Origin of the sequence: Algibacter mikhailovii, assembly GCF_014651495.1 — a bacterium.
In the GTDB taxonomy this organism is placed as follows: Bacteria; Bacteroidota; Bacteroidia; order Flavobacteriales; family Flavobacteriaceae; genus Algibacter_E; species Algibacter_E mikhailovii.
In genome coordinates, this window is sequence record NZ_BMWZ01000011.1 from 62586 (window position 1) to 82265 (window position 19680).

The following is a 19680-nucleotide window of genomic DNA, read 5'->3' on the forward strand; positions in this document are numbered from 1 at the left end:
GGCTAATATTAAACGGTACTTTTTTGAAATAAGGCAGGAATTGTTTTTAAAATGATGCGAATATCTACCCATAAGGAGTAGGTGTTATTTGCAAAATAATCGGCATAACTACTATCTAATTGAATACGCTCTTCTTCAGACATATCACCGCCTTTTCCTCGTAATTCAACTTGCCATAAACCGGTAATTCCGGCTGGTGCTAAAAAGCGTTTTGATAATTTGTCTTGAGTAAGACACTCGGCCTCATATACTGGAAGTGGTCTGTTACCCACTATTGACATATCCCCTTTGATAACATTTAGCAGCTGTGGCAATTCATCAATACTTGTATTTCTAATAAATTTACCTATTCGCGTAATCCTTGGATCATCAATAATCTTAATAAATGCTGAGTTCTTATTTTGAATCTCCTTCTTTTGATAGTTATACCAATAATCACAAATAGTGAATGTCTCAATATGAAGATTTGGTGAACACGTTTGATCTTCTGGCAATTCGCTACATTTAGGACATGGACGTTCAAAATTTATTGTCGTTTCAGTTTGCTCTTTTTGATATTGATTTTTTTGCAAGGCCAACTGATTTAACAACTTGTCTGAGCCAGATTTCATAGATCTTAACTTATAAAAATCGAATGTTTTTCTACCAACACGTTTGGCTACATAATACGCTTTCCCGGGAGACTCAAGCCTTATAGCCAAAATTATTAGGAGTAAAAATGGAGATAGTACGAGCAATAACGAAGAAGCAAAAACAATATCAAAGACTCTTTTTGATATCGGAAATTTATAAATTACACTTTCTTGTTCTGTCGTATTCAGTACTTTATTATTTTCCTGGGAGTCCCTTAAAGCATTTGCTTTTTCTATAATTTGCTGGGCTTTTGTAGAGGTGGTTACAAAATAATCATTAACCCCGCTTTCAAATGATTTCTTAAAAACCTGCGTATTGAATTCTCGTGTTAATAATATAAATGGCACCTCTTTTAACGCTTCATTTTCTCTTAGTTTTTCAAACAAAAACAAACCATCATGTCCTGGTAAATTATAATTGCTAATAATCACCTCAATATCATTTCTAACCTGAAATATACTCAATGCTTCTAGTCCGTTTTTTGCCGTAATAACATTTTGGTCATTGTCTTGGGCATAAGTAATATATGTTCTTGGAGTATCTCCCACAAATAGTATGGTCATGGCGCTTTTTTTTAGTTTTTCATTAAAGATTGTCCTGTTTACCAATTACTGGCATAATAAATAGGAAATAAATTCTTCTTCACTACCTCTTCAAGTTCCACAGGATTAAAAGGTTTTGTTAAATAATCTTGAGCACCAAGTTGATAACATTTTATCCGTTCTTTGCTTTCAACCTTACCTGATAACATGATTATAGGGGTGTGTTTTGTATACCCTCTTAGTCTTACTGCTTTTAAGAATTCAAATCCATTCATTTCATGCATTTGAATATCACTAATAATTAAATCGGGTAGATTTTCATTTAACCATTCTAAGGCTTCCCTTCCAGAGCTTTTGGTTTCTACTTCATATTGGGATGACAAAAAATGTTGCAACAACATTTGAATACTAAATTCATCATCGACAATCAATATTTTTTTCTTCATGACATATATTTATAAAGGCTGTTATATTATTATTTAACAAAGACCTGATTTGTTCAAGTTCTACTATTAACTAAATTTTTAAGAACCAGTTAAGGTCTTTTTTTATACTACAAACATACATGCATGATGTCCCTTTTTACGAGATATTTCGATGGACAGAAGTTTAGTGTAGTTGAATGGAAGGTGTATTTTGACCAAGTATTTTTTACAACATAGTCGTATAGAGTATATCATGAACGCATGATAATCATCAAAGTAATGTGCAAAGTACCCAGCATACTCTGAGGCAAGTGCAAATAATGCATCTACAATGGAGCAATGGCACGCACTTATTTAGATGTACTTAATATTGGTACTATGGATTAAAGAAGGTTAAGTCTTTTCATTAGTTCAGGTCTATTGGAACGACTTACAGGGATAACATCCTTTTTAATTAAAACACTGTTATCCTCAATATCCACAATTTTATTAATGTTAATTATAAATGACCGATGTACTTTAAGGAATAAATCATTTGGTAATTTATCTTCTATCTTTTTTAAAGTGGAATGTACTGTATAATTTTTGTTTTCCGTTTTAACATAGATATAGTCGCCTTTAGCTTCAACTAAATAAATACTTGGTATATCTATTTTAATAAGGCGTCTGTCTATATTAACATATAAATCATTGCCAGAGTTATCATCAAGGCTTTCAGTAGTAGACGGTTCACTCTGCGCTGGCATTGTCGATAGACTCAGTGCTTTTTGCACAGACTTTTCAAACCGTGACAATGTTATTGGTTTTACTAAATAATCCACAATACAATCATATTCAAAAGCCTCTATGGCAAATTGGGTATCACTTGTTGTTAAAACTATTTTTGGTGGTTTTTTTAAAGTTTGAATAAAATCAAACCCCGTAAAATCCGGCATATGAATATCTAGAAAAATAAGATCAACCTCATTTTGATTTAAATATTTTATAGCCTGAATAGCATTAGGGAACGTTTTTATAACATTTACATCTGGGACTTCTAGACATAATTGTTCTATAATTGCTCTTGCTGTAGCCTCGTCATCAATGATTATACAATCCATAAATTACCATTAAAGTTTAGATAAAAAGTTGGTCATGACCTCTAATACATCTTCAAATTCCTCCCGACCTAAGTCACTACTTTCAATGAGATTATTTTCAAAATTAGTAGCAACTACATAACTTTTTTCAAGTCCTAAAATACTGATTTTATGTTTAAGTTTATGAACATTTTCTGCTGCTTCTTTGAATTTTCTGGATTCTATGTTTTTCAAATAGATGGCTTTCTCTTCTGGAAATTCTATTTTTATTATATCTAAAAGCTTTTGCTTAAACACGTCATCACCACGTGATAGTTGGTCAATGTATGAGAAATTAGGTTGCTCCATATATTTATTTTCTTAAAGTGAAATAAAAGATTGATCCTACATTCAATTTAGATTCTACCCAAATTTTCCCGCCGTATAACTCTACAATTTTTTTAACAATAGATAAGCCTATGCCCAAAGAGTCAGGGGTGTTTTCAAGTTTTTGAAAGGTTTTAAATATCTTTTCATAATACGTTTTTTCAATGCCTTTTCCATTATCCTTAAGTTTAAATAACCAGAAATCGTTATCCGCTTCCGCTGAAATTTCAATAAGCCCTTCTGCCTTGTTGTTATATTTTATGGCATTGTCAAATAAGTTTTGAAAAAGCTGTTGTAACCTATATTTATTACCTTTAATTGTAGGTAACTTAGATAATTTGACGATTGATATATGAGGTGGAAGATGCATCATCCCAATGCTATTATCTAGTAACTTATCAATATCTACATCATAGGTTTCTGTTTCTGTCTTACTAATTGTGGAATATTCTAGTATGCCATTAATTAAGGTATCCATTTTGGCAACATGGTCCCTAATAAGATTTATGTTATCATTGCCTTTATCATCAAGTTTACCCGCATAGTCTTCTTTCAACCAACTTGTTAAGGCGTCAATACTGCGTAATGGCGATTTCAAATCATGAGAAACCATATGAGCATAATCACTCAATTCTTGATTTTGAAGAGCTAATTCACTTAAAAGTTTTTCTCTTTGTTTATTTATTTCAACAATCTCCTTAGTTTGATTATCAATAAATTCAACCAGTTTCAAACCATCTAATTCAACATTTTCTAATTTCTGGTCTTCCGGAAGTTGATAAAACTTCAACGTTTCAATAACACGTTTTAGTTTATCAATAACCACTTGTTGATCTTCTGCCTCTTTTTTTAATTTTTCGTTGGCATCAAACAACTCTTCAGAACTTATGGCCATGGCGCGCTGCTGCATGACGTATTGTTCATCAAAATTGGTGTATGACCTATTTACAGCATCTAAAAACTGTGCTAAGCCTTCTGAAGACACTTGCTCTTCAGATAAATATTTGCGTATTTGCCGTTTAAGAAGTGAGTTCATTATTCGCTAATTAGCGTTATTGTCATCGTTTGATTATGTAATTGGCAATTCGTTTCTCCATGAAAAGGTGCAATTTCTCCGTATGAATAAAAGCCACAAATTGTGGTGTTATTACCCACAACGGCAGCTACTTCTTCTATTTCTTCTTCTACCCGTTGATCTAAAACCAGTTTTCTACCAATACAACTCACCAATAGTGCCAATTGAGGTTTATTTTTTCTCAACTCTAGAGCTTGTTTTGCAGCGCGTTCAGAGGCATTTGCAATATTATCTACATTAGTCATCATGAGCTGTGCCTTAGAGTTTTCTGGAATATCACCAGCAAGAATCATGGCATTATCAGCCTCATTAATATTTAAAATGGTTCTAACAAAAGATTGCTTTTCTTTGGTAGATGTTACGGAAAGTGGATATAACAAAGCGGCAGCAGGCAAGGCATCTGACTTGTCTCCCAAATATTTTTTATATAAGTCTAATGCGGGATGATTATCTAATTCATAAAGGACATTAGACCTAGACTTTGTAACAATTCGCTCTGGCCCAAAAGGGGTCCATCCGCCATGAATGGAAAAGGAAACCTCTAATGATTCTCCATAAAAACCAATAGCTATGATTTCTCCTGACTTAGGGTTTTCATTGTATGAAGCCAATGTCTTTTCGAAGCGCGCAGCATCAGCACATAGTCCACCAGTTATAAGTGTATTATTTACTGTTGAAGAATTCATCCCTTTTGTTAATTGACTTCCATTAACAAAACTGCCCTCTGATAAAACAAAAATATACTTCAATCCGTTTTGAGGAAATTGGTTTACTAAGGCTTCCCCTGTTTTAAAACTATCTAAATCAGAACTTAAAATATTACTTGTTTTTATTAAAAATTTACTCCTTTCAAACTCAATGGCTGTAATGGTAATGCTATCATCATCAACCCTATTAAACGTAATATCTCCGCTGGTTGAACCAAAAACAATATGTCCATCAGGAAACAATTCTCTAACATCTTTATAAATGGCAGCATTTTCTAACAAATATCTATTTCCTAAGACTAAGACTAAAGGGGCTACAAGGGGAATATTGTCTGTTAAATATTCCCAGACATGTGTTTTATTTCGTTTTAGTTGAACCGATTTCATAACCTATTTTTTTAAAGTAAAAAAGAATGTCGTTCCCATTTCAGGCTCACTTTCCAACCAAATTTCACCGTCATGTAAATCAATAATCTTTTTAACTATAGAAAGTCCAATGCCTGTAGATTCTTTACTTTTATTCAGTGAATGAAATATTTTAAATATTTTATCATGAAATTTCTTGTCTATGCCCATGCCATTATCACGAATAGACACTTTATAATGTGTAGGTAATTCTTCAGCAGAAATTTTCACATAACCTTTTTCCTTATCAATAAACTTTATAGCATTACTAATTAGGTTTTGAAATAATTGGTGCAACTTAGTCTTATCGCCATTCACTTCGGGTAAGGTATTTTCAACCTCTACTGTAACATGGTCAGGTATATAAAGTATACCTATTAAATCATGTACTAAATGGTTTAAATCAACAGGGTGCTTTTCCTTATCTGAGAACCCAATACTGGAGTAATTTAGCACATCTGATATAAGCTGATCCATTTTTTCAAGAGTCATTTCTATAAGGGAAAAATTCTGCATACTAGCTTCATCGAACTTTCCTTTATTATCCTCTTGAATCCAATTCACTAAGGCATTAATACTACGTAAAGGCGACTTTAAATCATGGGAAACAATATGTGCATATTCCTGAAGTTCATCATTACTTTTTGCCAGTTTCGATAACAAATTACCTTTTTGAATTTCTAAATTCTTTAAATCTGTGATATCCAAATGAATCCCTATAGATCCCACAACTTCCCCCTCCAGATTATAATTTGGAGCAGCACTAATGAGCCAATGTTTCAATTGGCCTAATTTGTTTTTTATCTTTAATTCATAAGAACTAGATTCTCCATTTCGGCGTCTTAAATGCTCAAACCTTATGGTATCGCCCTGACCTTCTATTGGTAAAATTCTCTTCGCTCTTTTACCAATGAGTTCCTCTTCACTAAAACCAGACATTTCACTAAAGCTTTGATTTACCATTAATATGCTATCCTTATTATCAACTTCCATTAAACCTAAGTTCATATTGGCTATAATCTGGCTATATTTCGCCCTTTCCGCCTCTAAGCGTTTTTGATATATGTTATCTAGAGTAATATCTCTCACAATGCCTTGAGCGGCTACTGCTATTCCTTTATCATAGATTATACTGGCATTTATATGGACTAATTTCTCTTCATTTCTCCTTGTAATAATGTATAATTCAAAGTCGGTGATTGCGCCTTGTTCCAACAATAATTTAAAGGATTCTGTTACTCGATCTGCTTCTTTAGGATGCACCATTTCAAGCAAATTAAAACTTTCCTTGGCATCGCTAAAGCCCAATAATTTTACTGAGGCATTATTCATTTTTAGAATATTCCCAAACAAATCCATGATTACATAGGCATCAACAATATTCTCAAAAACCCCTTGTAATTGAGAGTCCTTTCGAGAAAGCAAATCCTCTAATTCAATATAAGATTTTTCAAGTTTTTGTTTGGCTTCATAAAGCTCTGCGGCCTTATCCTCAAGAATTTTTTCAGCCTGTTTTCGAGCTGCTTTTTCACGAGCCAGTGCGCGCCTTAATATGTCTAGCTCCTTTTGACTCATTAATTTTTATTAATGATAAACTTTACTTCCGTTCCGTCTTCCTTTATTTTTTCGAGTACAATAGACGCCGTAGAATTAAAATGCTCAAACGTTTTATTCATTAAACCCAAACCAAAATGATGCATAGCCCTACTCGATTTATATATCATAATCAACCTATTATCGGTTTTTTCTAATACTTCAAACGTTGGCAATTCAGCATCTGGGTATATTTTCCGAACCTCAACATGAATATGATTTTCAATAGAAGATAACATCTCTATAGGATCTTTGTAGGTTTTTAACAGTCCTGGATAACTGTCTTCCAAAACACCAAAAAAATGCTCAGCATAAACAAGCAATAAGTCATCAATAGAAATACCTGTATTAGCGCTTAAATGCTGCAACAACTGCAGCATCTCTGAAAATTTATAGGTGCCTACAGAGGTATAAACACCCTGTGATTCTAAATCTGACGCATTAATAATGTTATCCAACATTTCAAGTCCAAATTTATCCTCAACCAAATCCAAAAACTCCGTAAATACTATTCCTTTCATTATACTTTCTTTAATTCGTTAATACTCCAATACGCTAAAAGTTTTTCTATTTTAGACATATAATCTTCATATTTTAAAGGTTTTAAAATATAACCGGCAATACCTAGATTATAACACGCTAATAAATCTTTTTGATTACTAGAGGTTGTTAAGATTATTGTAGGTATAAATTTTAAAACGGCATCATTTTTTAGAATTTCCAAGAATTCAATACCATTGATTTTCGGCATATTTAAATCTAATAAAATAATATCAGGTAAATCGTCTTTTCTTTTTAAAATTTCTAAAGCTTCTACGCCGTTATTTGCTTCAATAATTTTATGACCCAATTTTAAAGTTGAAATGGTTCGATTCAATTTCATAACTTCAATCATGTCATCTTCAATCAGTAAAATATTTAACACATTCATATAACTGTATAGTTTATCCTAATAAAAGTAAAACTACTCATGATAAAAAACAGTCCGCTTTCGATAGAGCTGCATTTAAATGTAGTTGAATAACCTTTTAGTGTCGACGAGTGGTTTTAAAATACATTTATTAAATTTGTTAATATGACCCTCGATGTATTTAAATTTTTCAAGAACAGTCCGCAGTATAACAGACTAATTGGTAATGACTATATGTTTGTTGAATATAAATGTCCTATTGATGTGGAAAAATTCAAACTTTGGACAGACACGCCATTTATGACTTATGTGATAAGCGGTAGAAAAGATTGGACTTCTGTAAATAAAACATACCCTTTAAACTCTGGTGAAGCCCTTTTTATTCGAAAAGGTATTTACAACACAAAACAGTATTTTGAAGATGATTACTGTACGATACTCTTTTTTATAACAGAAGACTTTATTAGGAATTTTGTAAGAAAAAATGAAGCACTTATAAACCAAAACAATATTGATTATAAAGCCGTTCAAATTTTTCCTATTGATGTTACTGATTCTTTAAATTCACTCTTTCTTTCGGTATTTAACTACTTCAATATGGGAGATAAAATCCCAAAAGAATTGGTAGAAATAAAATTTAACGAGTTACTTTTCAATATTACACTTAACCCTAATAATCATCAATTGACGTCGTTTTTTAATGCACTCAAAAAACACGAAAAAACGAATATTGAAGATGTCATGATGAAAAACTTTCATTATGATTTACAACTTGATGAATACGCGCGCTTATGCGGTAGGAGTTTGTCTACTTTTAAAAGAGAATTTAAGGAACAGTTTAAAGCAACTCCTGGAAAATGGTTAACAAACCAGCGACTGGTTTACTCTAAAACCTTGTTAGAAAACCCTGAATTAAATGTTAGTGAAATTTGTTATGAAAGTGGTTTTAAGAACACCTCACATTTTAATAGCAGCTTTAAGCAGAAATTTGGGATGCCGCCCAATCAATACAGAAAAGAACTTATTTAATTTCTTTAATTTTTCCTCTGAACTTTTAAACAAACTTTTTGAACTTTTAAGAAAACCTAGATCGGCGGGTTAGAAATACTTTTGGCATATAACTAAAAACCATATGTCATGAAAAAAGTATTAATGTTCTCTTACTCTATAGTTGCTTACCTTATTGGGTTTGCCTCTTTACTCTTATGGATTCTTTCTGTTAGCCATTTAATTCCAGAAATATCCATTGATCAAACACCAACAAAACCTTTCCTTATTGCCTTACTAAAAAACCTTGGTCTTGTATTACTATTTGGCCTACAACATAGTATTATGGCGCGTCAATCCTTTAAAAAGACCTTTGCCAAATATTTCCCAAAACCTATTGAACGAAGCACTTTTGTATTGGTTTCTGGGCTCTTGCTCATACTGCTTGTTTTTCAATGGGAACCTATGGGAGGTACGATTTGGTCCATTCCAGAAGGTAGTATGCTTTACTATATTACCTACGTCATATTCTTTACCGGATGGACCATTCTTTTTATAAGTACATTCTTAATTAATCACTTTGATCTATTCGGGTTAAGACAAACGTTCTTAGAACTTCAAAACAAACCATACACCAAATTAGACTTTAAAGTAATATCGTTTTACAAACACGTGAGACACCCACTTTACTTTGGGGGGATTGTAGGGCTTTGGGCAACGTCAACAATGACAACCACGCATCTCATATTCGCTTTAAGCCTAACAGCTTATTTCATTATTGGAACCCTATTTGAAGAACGCGATTTAAAAAAGGAATTTGGCAACACCTATGAGGACTACCAAGCTAAAACCTCCATGCTTATCCCTTTTCTAAAAGGAAAAAATTAATTCCATTTAAAACCATTAATCATGAAAACTTCGTTTTTTACTCTAGCATGTGTATGCCTGCTCAACATATCAAATGCACAACACAACGATCTCGCTTTATTGAATGAAAATACTTTGTATCATTTTAAACCTTCTACCCTTAAAAAAGAGGCATCATCAATGCCCTCATTTCATTATTTCAAAACTGTTTATAATACGAATACACTAGCGGTTGTACATAAACTTGAAAAAGAAATTCTTAGTTACAATATAAAAGAGAGCAGAATCTACGATAATTCTGAAGCTGCTTCATATCAAATAAAACTAAAACAACAGCAAGCCAAGGCTCTTGTAACTTTTAATAATCAAGGCACCATACTTTCTTCTAAAGAAGTGTATCAGAATGTTAGAGTGCCTTATAAACTGCGCCTTCATATTGCAAAATCATATCCCGAATGGGCTCTTGAAAAAAGTACACTCAAAGTAAGTTATAATACTATAAGCGGTCTTAACAAAACATATATCATTACCATAAAAAGGAAAGCGCATAAGAAAAAATTAAGGTTAACGGTATGACCTTAAAACAGACGGTTTAGAAACTAAAAAAGGAGTGTTTACGATAAACACTCCTTTTTCCATTAATTTTATTATTAAGCTTTTAAGAGGTTTTAATTAAAACCTTCTTCTCAAAGCTAGATTTTGGTGCTTCGCATAGGGAACACTCATAAGTTTCTGGCAAGGCCTCAAACGGTGTATTAGGTTTTATATCCTGAGTAACATCACCGTAGACTTCATTATATACGGTTAGGCAATCAGAACATTGGTACACCTCTTCTTCATAGGATTCTTTAAGCACCTTATTAGAACTTTCTTCTTCTCTTTCGGCACCCAACTGCTCAAAATACAACTGACTTAATTCCATTAATAAGCCTGGTAGTTCAACCTTATCAACATCTTGTACATGCATAATATACTCCCTAGAGTTAGGGTCAAAGTTCTTAGCGTATAATAAATTGTAGGTATCACGTACGGTAAATCCGCCCTTTAATTCTGGTTGCTTATTCTTCTCAATAACTATAGAAGTAAAATTATACGTATCACTAGCATAACTTGTGATCCCAAACGTTAAACCATACGTACTGATGTCATTTTGATCAAAGTTTGTAACTAAATATTTCTTAAGGTTTAGGGCTTCTTTGTCGTTTACTGGTAAATGCCAATTCATCTCCAACATAGAGTGGCGTACATTAATACCAAACTTACCTAAAAATTTCTCCCATTGTAATTTGGACTTCAACGGAATTCCCTTAACTATAAAAGATTTCCATGGTGTGATTGATATCTTACCAATTTTGTTATCTGAACATAGCTCACACATGGCCTTTAAAAATGGAATATCATAACGGTTGTTCCTCCAATATAAACCCAACCAATATCTATCAGAACCAATTCTATTCATGCCTTCATAATATGGAAAAGGATAAAACGGCACTTCCAATGGTTTATCTACTGTTCTGTTATTAGTATCAACAGCATCGCTTACTAGATCAAAAACCATTTCAATAGATTCAGGTTCTTCTATTAAAATATTCTCTATCGCCAATTCAATTTTATCCATATCCCAGCTATAAATAAGGGCAGGATACATTTTAGTCTTTTCCCAACCAGAGAGTCTCACATACAAGTACCAGTAATCTTCATGTTCTGAAGCAATAAAATTCACATTTCCTGTATATAAGGGCACCAAGCGCTGCTTTGGGTCAATAACATTGATACGCAACCTAGGATTGTGCTTAAATTGTTCTAAAACATATAAGTACTTATCACTTGTAAGCCATGGTGTACTAGGTAAAATTTCAGAGGACACATAAGAAGATGCTATGTTTTCTACCCCGTCTCTTTTTGGTTTTACAAACTTAATTTTATCAAACTGACTAAACTTAGATGCATCTATTTGCTCAGGGAAAATAATATCCTGACGCGAACCAAAAGAAATAGCATCCAAACCTAAAGCTTCTGCTGCCTCACAAATATATTGTAATTCTCCAGGAGATAATACACCGCCGTTGATTCTTAATCTGTATGGTTCTTCCATTATACTAATACTTTTGAATTTTGAAGTAGCTCTCTAACTTCTGTTTTACAACTTCCACAACCTAAACCTGCACCTGTTTTATTACAAAGTTCTGTAAAATCATCACAGCCTTTTGCTATAGCTTCTTGAATGTTACCGGCGCCAACTTGACTACAAGAACATACCAGTTTACCCAAAACAGGAACATCATTTGAAGACCCACGAAGCAATTTGTCACGCTTATCGGCCATTTCCGTTTTGTTCTCTATCATTGTTTTAAACTCGGCAAATTCATTCTTATCACCCATTAAAACGGCTCCTATCAAAAGGTCATCCTTTACAATACACTTCTTGTAGTATCGCTTTTTAATATCTGTAAATACTATTTCCTCATAACTATCATCATTGTCAGGAACATTGATTTCTCCAATACTACAAAGATTTAAGTCATTGAATTTAAGAATATTCATTAAAACAGATCCGTTGTAGGCACAACTGATATCGCCAGCTATAAAATTGGCCAAAATATTGGCCTGTTCCTCAGCTGCTGAAGTTATTCCAAACAACTGGTTATTAAACTCAGCGATTTCTCCTATAGCAAAAATGTCTGGATCAGAGGATTGTAAATGTTGATTTACCTTAACCCCTCTACTACAAATTATACCATTTTCTCTAGCTATATCTACATTTGGAATGGTTCCAATGGCATAAACTATGGCATTTGCAGTGATTAATTTTCCACTTTTTAGTGTAATATTTAATTCATTGGTATCCTCATCATCAAATACCGTACTCACTTCATTATCAAAATAAATTTGAATACCACGTTCTTGGACATCTAAAGCTAATAATTTACTTGAAATCTTGTCCAACTGGCGCTCCATTAATCGTGATGCTCTTTGAACAATTGTGATTTTAGCATTTTTATGCTTCATGGCTGCGGCCAGCTCTAAACCTAATAACCCACCTCCAACAATGACCACATGCTGCTCTTCAGGAAGTAAACCTGTAGCCTCTAAATACGATTTAAATTTATCTGCATCTAATTTGTTTCGCATAGTAAAACGACCAGGTAAGTCAATCTGAACATCTTTAGGAATAAAGGCACGACTACCGGTAGCCAATATGAGTTTATCATAGCCATGCTCTTCATGGTTATTATCAATAACAACCTTATTCTTTTTATCGATACTAGCAATATAGGTTTCAGGATGTAAATGAATGTTTAACTTATTTAATTCCCTTTCCTTTATCTTAAGCAATTGCTCCCAAGACAATTCTTCTGTGACATATTCAGGTAATAGAACCCTATTATAAAACAAATTTGGTTCCTTAGAAAAAACATGAATTTCGTCAACCTCATTATTTTCTCTATAGTTTTGCACAAATCGAAATGCTGCCGCTCCCGCTCCAGCAATAACAATCTTTTCTGCTGGTTTTTTATATTTTGATACTGCTACACGCGTAAACTTAAAATCGGGCTCTTTAGATGTAGGGTCAACGTGCGTATTGGTTAAATTGTTGGCTCTATTTAAATTACTTTGTAGTTGTTTACCCCAATGCATAGGTAAAAAGACCACGCCTTTCTTTATAGTATCGGTGACTTTAGCGCGCACTCTTACTTCACCATTCTCACCTTTTATTTCAGTAATATCACCATCCTTAATTTTATATAAGTAGGCATCTACAGGGTTAATTTCTAAAACTGGGGTTGGATAATGTGTTTTTAATCGAGATACCTTACCCGTTTTAGTCATGGTATGCCATTGATCTCTAACCCGCCCTGTTGTTAAGATTAACGGAAAATCATCGCTAGGCAATACTGATGTATTTTCTATAGTACTTGGTATGTTAAACTGTGCTCTTTGCGAAGGTGTATAAAACTTTTTATCAGCAAACAATCTTGGTGTTCCTTGATGTCTATGCTCTGGTACCGGCCACTGAAATGTTCCCTCTGTTTTTAATCGATCATAATTCAGAAAGGACACGTCAATATTTGTGCCTTTTGTCATAGAAGCATATTCATCATAAATTTCACTGGCATTGTTAAAATTAAAACCTCTAAAGCCCATGCGTTGTGCAAAGTCACAGAAAATTTCAACATCTGGTCTTGCTTCTCCAGGAGCCTCTATCTCTTTAGGTAAGTATGAAATTCTTCTTTCAGAATTTGTCATCGTACCTTCTTTTTCAAGCCATCCGGCTGCAGGCAATACTAAATCGGCAAAGCCTACAGTATCCGACTTATGAGAGATATCTTGAACAACAACGAATTTTGAACTCTTCATCGCTTTCTCAATCTTATTCAAGTTTGGCAAACTCACCAATGGGTTTGTACAGGCAATCCAAACGGCTTTTAGCTTTCCGCTTTCTAAGGCATCAAACATTTCGGTAGCTGTTAATCCGGGTTTAGGATTGATTTTATCAACACCCCAAAATTGGGCCACCTCACGACGATGCTCCTCATTCATTAAATCTTTATGAACCGCCAATAAATTAGCCATACCACCAACTTCACGTCCTCCCATGGCATTGGGTTGGCCAGTTAAAGAAAAAGGACCTGCTCCAGGCTTCCCTACTTGCCCTGTGATTAATGACAAGTTTAATAGAGAAACATTTTTATCTGTACCTACAACACTTTGATTAAGTCCCATAGCCCACATACTTATAAAACCTTTAGATAGACCTATATATTTGGCTGCCTTTTTGATATCATCTTCAGAAACACCACAAATTTTTGAAGCTTTTCTTAAAGATGTTCCTAATATTAAATCTTTATAGGCTTTAAAACCATCGGTGTTATTAGCAATAAAATCTTCATCAATTAAGCCACTTTTATATAAACACCTTCCAATGGCATTATATAAAACAACATCTGTCCCAGGTAGTAACTGTAAATGTAAATCTGCAAAGTTTGCCGTATCCGTCTTTCTAGGATCAATGACAATTATTTTTACATTTGGGTTATCTTCTTTATGTTTTTCTAAACGTCTGAATAATATGGGGTGACACCAAGCGGGATTAGCACCAGTAATTAAAAAGGTATCGGCTAATTCAATATCAGCATAAGAAATAGGGACACTATCTTCCCCAAATGTTTTCTTATAGCCTACCACTGCAGAACTCATACATAGGCGTGAGTTTGTGTCAATATTATTAGTTCCTATAAAACCTTTAGTAAGCTTATTGGCAATGTAATATTCTTCGGTTAAACTTTGTCCAGACACATAAAAAGCGACACTATCGGGGCCATGTTTTTTTATAATAGATTTAAAAACACTAGCCGCTCTGTCTAAAGCATCATCCCAACTAACGCGCTCCCTAGGATGTGATCTACTCCAACGCATCTCTGGATATAAAATTCTATCTGAGGTATCATTAGCTACATAATGCAAATTCATACCCTTCGAGCATAACATGCCTTTGTTCACTGGATGATCTTTATCACCTTCAACAAAAACTTTGTTGTTATTGTCCTTTTTAACAATAATACCGCAGCCTACACCACAATATGAACACGTTGTTTTTACTTCACTTTTAATCATTCAGACAAACTTTTTATACTAAACTAAGACTTTTTTTAATCAGTTTATAGCATTCGCATCATTATTCTGAATACTATAAAAAAGGGTCTTTATATTTATAAATTGACAAAAATGCACTAGTCAAATAATCAATTTTACTTCTTACTTGTCATCGCTAAAGCTAGACCCAACACCATTAGCTTTTTACCTTAATTGGGACTAAATCTTCTGGATTTACATTAGTATCTGTTTTCGCAATCGCTTCATCCTCACTTGAAAAACGAATGCTTAAAGAAACTACCGCAGTTACAACCACTATGGCTCCAATTATGAAATAACCACTAGATACTGCGGTAGCTGAAGCTGCCGATTGGGCAGCTTTTATTGTTTCTTGACCTAATCCTTCGTTTGCTAAAATAGCAGCTTGTTCTGCAACGGCTGATTGCGACTTTAATAACATGGCCGCTAAAAATGCACCAACATTACCGCCTGCTCCAACAATTCCTGAAACTGATCCAATGGCTTTTTTATTAATGAATGGTACTACAGAAAATGTAGCCCCTTCTGCCATCTGTACCGAAAGACTAAATAATATTAAAAAACAGATTCCTACATAGATACTAGTAGTAGTAGAAAAAGTCATTAGCATAGCCCCTTGCACAGTTAAAATACCAGCTAAAAATAATACGCGGCCTCTAAGCCCTTTAAGTTTACCAAATTTGTCTCCAAAGAAACCACCTAAAGTTCTGGCGAAAATATTCATTAACGCAAAGGACAAGACAATATTTCCGGCAGTAGCTCTTTCTAGTTGAAAAGTGTTTTGGAGATAATCATCCATGGTTCCATAAACCGTCAATTCAATACCAAAACATGCAGCATACACTACAAATAAAATCCAAGTTCTATAATCTTTTAATACGGTTCCAAAACCTACTTGATCCTTCTTTTTCTCTATGGTAATTCCAAAAGCTTTTAAATCTTTAAAATTTCCTTGAGGTGTATCTTGCGTAAAGAAATAATACACAATACCCATTAAGAAACAAACTACCCCAGCTATAACCATAGAATATCTCCAAGCCTCACCTTCGGCAACTCCAAATCCTATTACAGCCGCAGCAATAATAGGCATACCTAAGCGATTAGCTCCACCACCAAGATTTCCCCAACCTGCAGAGGTTGCATTCGCGGTACCTACAATGTTTGGTGCGAACATTAAAGACGTATGTACCTGAGTAATAACAAATGATGCTCCAATAAAACCAATAAACAATCTACAGGTTAAAAATTGTGTTGGTGTTTGTACCAATCCACATAATATAACAGGAATAGCCCCTAACATTAATAACCAGGTGTAACATAACCTTGGACCATATTTATCACACAATTTACCAATGAGTAAACGTGCAAATACGGTTCCTGAAACGGCTAAAATAATAGAGTTCCATTTTTGATCAGGTGTTAAACCCAAATCTCTAACTACATCTGGCATAAAAGGTACAATCCCAAACCATGCGAAAAAACACATGAAAAAGGAAATAGCAGTAATCCAAAATGTACGTATAGAAACATTTTTAAAATTCAATAAATTTAATGTGGTTGATTTAGTTTTCGTTGTAGCATTCATAATTAAGTACTTTTATACGTACAAAACTACGTATTTATACTTAATTATATGTGTCAAAAATTAAGTATTACTCAAAAATTATGAAGTTGATAATTTGTTAACACAGATTTTGAGGATATGGTAAAAGGAGGCTGTTAAATACGCCCTTCTATTGCGATTTATTAATGGATTGACACAAAAACTGAAGTACGCATTCAGTATCAAGTGGTTAAGCATTTAACTATACTTACCTGGAATAAATATAAGTCAGATAAGCACAATTGTGTTTATCCAATTATTGTGATGCATTTACGAAAAACGATATGAAAATTAAATTAACGATATTCTTCTTAACCTTTAGTTCTCTTCTGTTTTCTCAAGAATTGAAAATAATTCAAGCTGTTCAAGAGAAAGATTCAGACTTTTTTGACTATGAAGATTATGAAGCACCTGACAAACCAATCGGAGAAATTATATTTTTGAAAGGTTGTAGTTGGTATTGTGGTGGTTCAGTTAAATCGATTAAAGCTTCGTCAGAATTAAAAGAAAATACCGGAATCAATTACTTACCCAAAAACGCTCACGATTTTGACAAAAACACAGCTTGGGTTGAGGGAAAAACTGATTTTGGAATTGGAGAGTTTATAGTATTCTATTTCGACTTTAGCGAAATGGAAGGATATATTGGAGGTTTGGGAATTAACCGAATTATACTTGCAAATGGATACAAGAAAAATAAACTGACTTGGGAAAATAATTCTAGAATTAAGCAGCTGAAAGTTTATTTAAACGAAAAAGTTTATGCAATTTTAAACCTTTTGGACTCATTTGAAATTCAAACAATTGACATTAGAGAAATAAAATTCCCTGTAAATAAAGAAACGAAACTAAAATTTGAGATAACTCAAGTTTACGAAGGAAAAAAATATAAAGACACTGCAATTAGTCTGCTAATGTTTGACGGAATTGGAGTGCATTAAAAAAATAAAAACGACACCACAACAATGGCTTTAATTCATTCTGGTGTTGTCCTAAATTTAAACTTTGTACTTTTAATCCGGCATGATTCCATAGCGGAAAAGTCTGGCGACATTTTCCACAACGCAATAATTGCCTAAACCCTTGCTATCAAGACAAAAATTGGAAGACTTAATCAATAAAATAAAAAGCAGTATATTCCTGAGTCCAAAAGCAGAAGAATATGTTGTGTCTATTGCAAAAGAAAAGAAGGTTTATAAAGGAGATGTATTGATTCGTCAAGGTCAAACCGTGCGCAATACATATTTTGTTAAAGATGGCTGCTTAAGGGCCTATTCTATTGATAAAAATGGTAAAGAACACACATTACAGTTTGCTGTCAAAAATTGGTGGATTAGTGATTTTATTGGCATCTATAATAATGAACTTGCAACATTAACTGTTGAGTGTATAACTGATTCAAATATCATTAAGTTTAATGCTAAAGAATTAGATGGGATATATTTAATTTTTCCTGAATTTGAAGCATTTCAAAGAAAAAATTTAGAGCGTCATGTGGTTAGTTTGCATAAAAGAATTTTAAATCAATTACAACTAAGTGCCTCAGAGAGATATGAGTTGTTTCTGAAACAATATCCCGATATTGAGCAATTCACTCCAAATTATCACATCGCTTCTTATTTAGGCATTACCCAACAAAGCTTAAGTCGTATAAGAGTGAGGAAAGCGAATAAATAGCATTCTTACCATAGGGTTATTTTTATCCGAAAACACTTTACTACTTTTAATTTTAAAATAAAAACACAAAAGTTATGTTGAAAAAAATATTGGGTTTTGCTCCAAAATTGGAATCAGACGGATCATATAGTCCATCTAAAATGGCTTTAAAGATGGGAGTATCTAACAAAACAGATTTTGAAAATATTTCCTATCAAAAATACCATGGAGAAAAATCAAAAATTCTGGTCATTTTCACTGAAGAAAAGAATTTAAAAATGAAAAACGGTAAATTCTTCTCCACAGGAAATCACCCAGTAGAAGCTTTGGTGCCCATGCTTCATTTGAAAAACGCTGGGTTCAAATTTGAAATTGCTACTCCAACAGGAAAGCCTGTGGTATTCGAAATGTGGGCTTTCCCAGAGAAAGATGAGCACGTTAAGACACTCTACAACGAACTCAAGTCTAACCTTGATAAACCGCTTAAACTTTCAGATTTTATTAACTCTTCCTTCAGCCATTCAGATTCATATGCGGCTGTTTTTATACCGGGTGGACATGGTGCAATGATAGGCATTCCTGAGGATGAAAATGTTGGAAAAATACTTAGATGGTCTCATGAAAATAATTTGTTTACCATTAGCCTATGTCATGGACCAGGTGCATTTTTAGCAACCACTTTAAACAATCAGAAATTTCTTTACGAAGGTTACAATATGGCTGTGTTTCCTGATTCAGTAGACAATAAAACACCAATGTTTGGGTATTTACCTGGAAAAATGCCGTATGGATTAAGTGAAAAACTAAAAAGGCTAGGTGTTAAACTGATGAATACAAAAATGGATAAAACGGTATGTATTGATAGAAGATTAATTACAGGATCTAGTCCATTAGCATCAAACGAACTTGGAAAACTTGCAGCAAAAACATTATTGAAAGAATTGAAGTAAAAACTACTTACAACAATATATAAAAACAATAGCGGTTTGGGTATATACTCAAACCGCTATTGTTTTAAATTGAGTATATTGCTATCCAAAAGAAAGCACACTTAATCCGCAACTGCCTTTATACTTACCGTTAGCGACAATTGTGACCCGTCCTGAATAAAGGCTACATAATTTTAAACATTATGTACAAAAATGACAAAGTAATCAGACGGTATTCAGAACCCTTTAAACTGAAAATTTTAGACGAA

18 protein-coding genes are annotated in these 19680 nt (G+C 33.4%); 6 read left to right on the forward strand and 12 right to left on the reverse strand.

From position 1 onward, the window contains the following. Positions 1 to 8: 8 nt before the first annotated feature. From IE051_RS17395 to IE051_RS17435, 9 genes are all read right to left on the reverse strand, one after another. Positions 9 to 1196, reverse strand: coding sequence for a sugar transferase (locus IE051_RS17395; protein ID WP_189362695.1), 1188 nt, complete (start codon positions 1194 to 1196; stop codon positions 9 to 11). A gap of 38 nt (positions 1197 to 1234) precedes the next feature. Continuing rightward, positions 1235 to 1621, reverse strand: a complete 387-nt coding sequence (locus IE051_RS17400; protein ID WP_189362696.1) for a response regulator — start codon at positions 1619 to 1621, stop codon at positions 1235 to 1237. Positions 1622 to 1983: 362 nt separating this feature from the next. Beyond that, positions 1984 to 2700 (reverse strand): LytR/AlgR family response regulator transcription factor, encoded by a 717-nt coding sequence (locus IE051_RS17405; protein ID WP_189362697.1) that lies wholly within the window; start codon positions 2698 to 2700, stop codon positions 1984 to 1986. A 9-nt stretch (positions 2701 to 2709) separates the two neighbouring features. Continuing rightward, positions 2710 to 3027, reverse strand: a complete 318-nt coding sequence (locus IE051_RS17410; protein WP_189362698.1) for an Hpt domain-containing protein — start codon at positions 3025 to 3027, stop codon at positions 2710 to 2712. 4 nt (positions 3028 to 3031) lie between these two features. Continuing rightward, a complete protein-coding gene (locus tag IE051_RS17415; protein WP_189362699.1) occupies positions 3032 to 4081 on the reverse strand; it encodes a sensor histidine kinase in 1050 nt (349 codons plus the stop codon). Then, positions 4081 to 5214: an FIST signal transduction protein gene (locus IE051_RS17420; RefSeq protein ID WP_189362700.1), complete on the reverse strand. Its 1134-nt coding sequence runs from the start codon at positions 5212 to 5214 to the stop codon at positions 4081 to 4083. The genes IE051_RS17415 and IE051_RS17420 overlap by 1 nt, the downstream gene beginning before the upstream one ends. 3 nt (positions 5215 to 5217) lie before the next feature. Continuing rightward, a complete protein-coding gene (locus IE051_RS17425) occupies positions 5218 to 6807 on the reverse strand; it encodes a sensor histidine kinase (protein ID WP_189362701.1) in 1590 nt (529 codons plus the stop codon). After that, positions 6807 to 7346, reverse strand: coding sequence for a heme NO-binding domain-containing protein (locus tag IE051_RS17430; RefSeq protein ID WP_189362702.1), 540 nt, complete (start codon positions 7344 to 7346; stop codon positions 6807 to 6809). The genes IE051_RS17425 and IE051_RS17430 overlap by 1 nt, the downstream gene beginning before the upstream one ends. Continuing rightward, a complete protein-coding gene (locus IE051_RS17435; RefSeq protein ID WP_189362703.1) occupies positions 7346 to 7756 on the reverse strand; it encodes a response regulator in 411 nt (136 codons plus the stop codon). Before IE051_RS17435 ends, IE051_RS17430 begins: the two co-directional genes overlap by 1 nt. A gap of 144 nt (positions 7757 to 7900) precedes the next feature. Here IE051_RS17435 and IE051_RS17440 point away from each other — a divergent pair, with 144 nt between their 5' ends. The 3 genes from IE051_RS17440 to IE051_RS17450 all read left to right on the forward strand — a co-directional run bounded on the left by IE051_RS17440 (position 7901) and on the right by IE051_RS17450 (position 10165). Then, on the forward strand, positions 7901 to 8764 hold the full coding sequence (locus IE051_RS17440) for a helix-turn-helix domain-containing protein (protein ID WP_189362704.1): 864 nt from the start codon (positions 7901 to 7903) through the stop codon (positions 8762 to 8764). A gap of 108 nt (positions 8765 to 8872) precedes the next feature. Next, positions 8873 to 9610 (forward strand): methyltransferase family protein, encoded by a 738-nt coding sequence (locus IE051_RS17445; protein WP_189362705.1) that lies wholly within the window; start codon positions 8873 to 8875, stop codon positions 9608 to 9610. A 21-nt stretch (positions 9611 to 9631) separates the two neighbouring features. After that, entirely contained in the window at positions 9632 to 10165 is a 534-nt protein-coding gene (locus IE051_RS17450; protein ID WP_189362706.1) for a type 2 periplasmic-binding domain-containing protein, read from the forward strand. Positions 10166 to 10247: 82 nt separating this feature from the next. Here the strand turns inward: IE051_RS17450 and IE051_RS17455 are convergent, their stop codons facing one another. The 3 genes from IE051_RS17455 to IE051_RS17465 form a co-directional block, all read right to left on the reverse strand. Further along, positions 10248 to 11684 carry a rubredoxin domain-containing protein gene (locus tag IE051_RS17455; RefSeq protein ID WP_189362707.1) on the reverse strand — a complete coding sequence of 479 codons (1437 nt, stop codon included), beginning with the start codon at positions 11682 to 11684 and terminating at the stop codon, positions 10248 to 10250. Next, positions 11684 to 15205, reverse strand: a complete 3522-nt coding sequence (locus tag IE051_RS17460; RefSeq protein WP_189362708.1) for a nitrate reductase — start codon at positions 15203 to 15205, stop codon at positions 11684 to 11686. Before IE051_RS17460 ends, IE051_RS17455 begins: the two co-directional genes overlap by 1 nt. Before the next feature lie 175 nt (positions 15206 to 15380). Continuing rightward, entirely contained in the window at positions 15381 to 16808 is a 1428-nt protein-coding gene (locus IE051_RS17465) for an MFS transporter (RefSeq protein ID WP_189362709.1), read from the reverse strand. A 302-nt stretch (positions 16809 to 17110) separates the two neighbouring features. Here IE051_RS17465 and IE051_RS17470 point away from each other — a divergent pair, with 302 nt between their 5' ends. The 3 genes from IE051_RS17470 to hchA all read left to right on the forward strand — a co-directional run bounded on the left by IE051_RS17470 (position 17111) and on the right by hchA (position 19432). Further along, positions 17111 to 17767 carry an NADase-type glycan-binding domain-containing protein gene (locus IE051_RS17470; RefSeq protein ID WP_189362710.1) on the forward strand — a complete coding sequence of 219 codons (657 nt, stop codon included), beginning with the start codon at positions 17111 to 17113 and terminating at the stop codon, positions 17765 to 17767. 142 nt (positions 17768 to 17909) lie between these two features. Further along, a complete protein-coding gene (locus IE051_RS17475) occupies positions 17910 to 18503 on the forward strand; it encodes a Crp/Fnr family transcriptional regulator (protein ID WP_189362711.1) in 594 nt (197 codons plus the stop codon). Between the two features lie 74 nt (positions 18504 to 18577). After that, on the forward strand, positions 18578 to 19432 hold the full coding sequence (hchA, locus tag IE051_RS17480) for a glyoxalase III HchA (protein WP_189362712.1): 855 nt from the start codon (positions 18578 to 18580) through the stop codon (positions 19430 to 19432). Positions 19433 to 19680 lie beyond the last annotated feature (248 nt).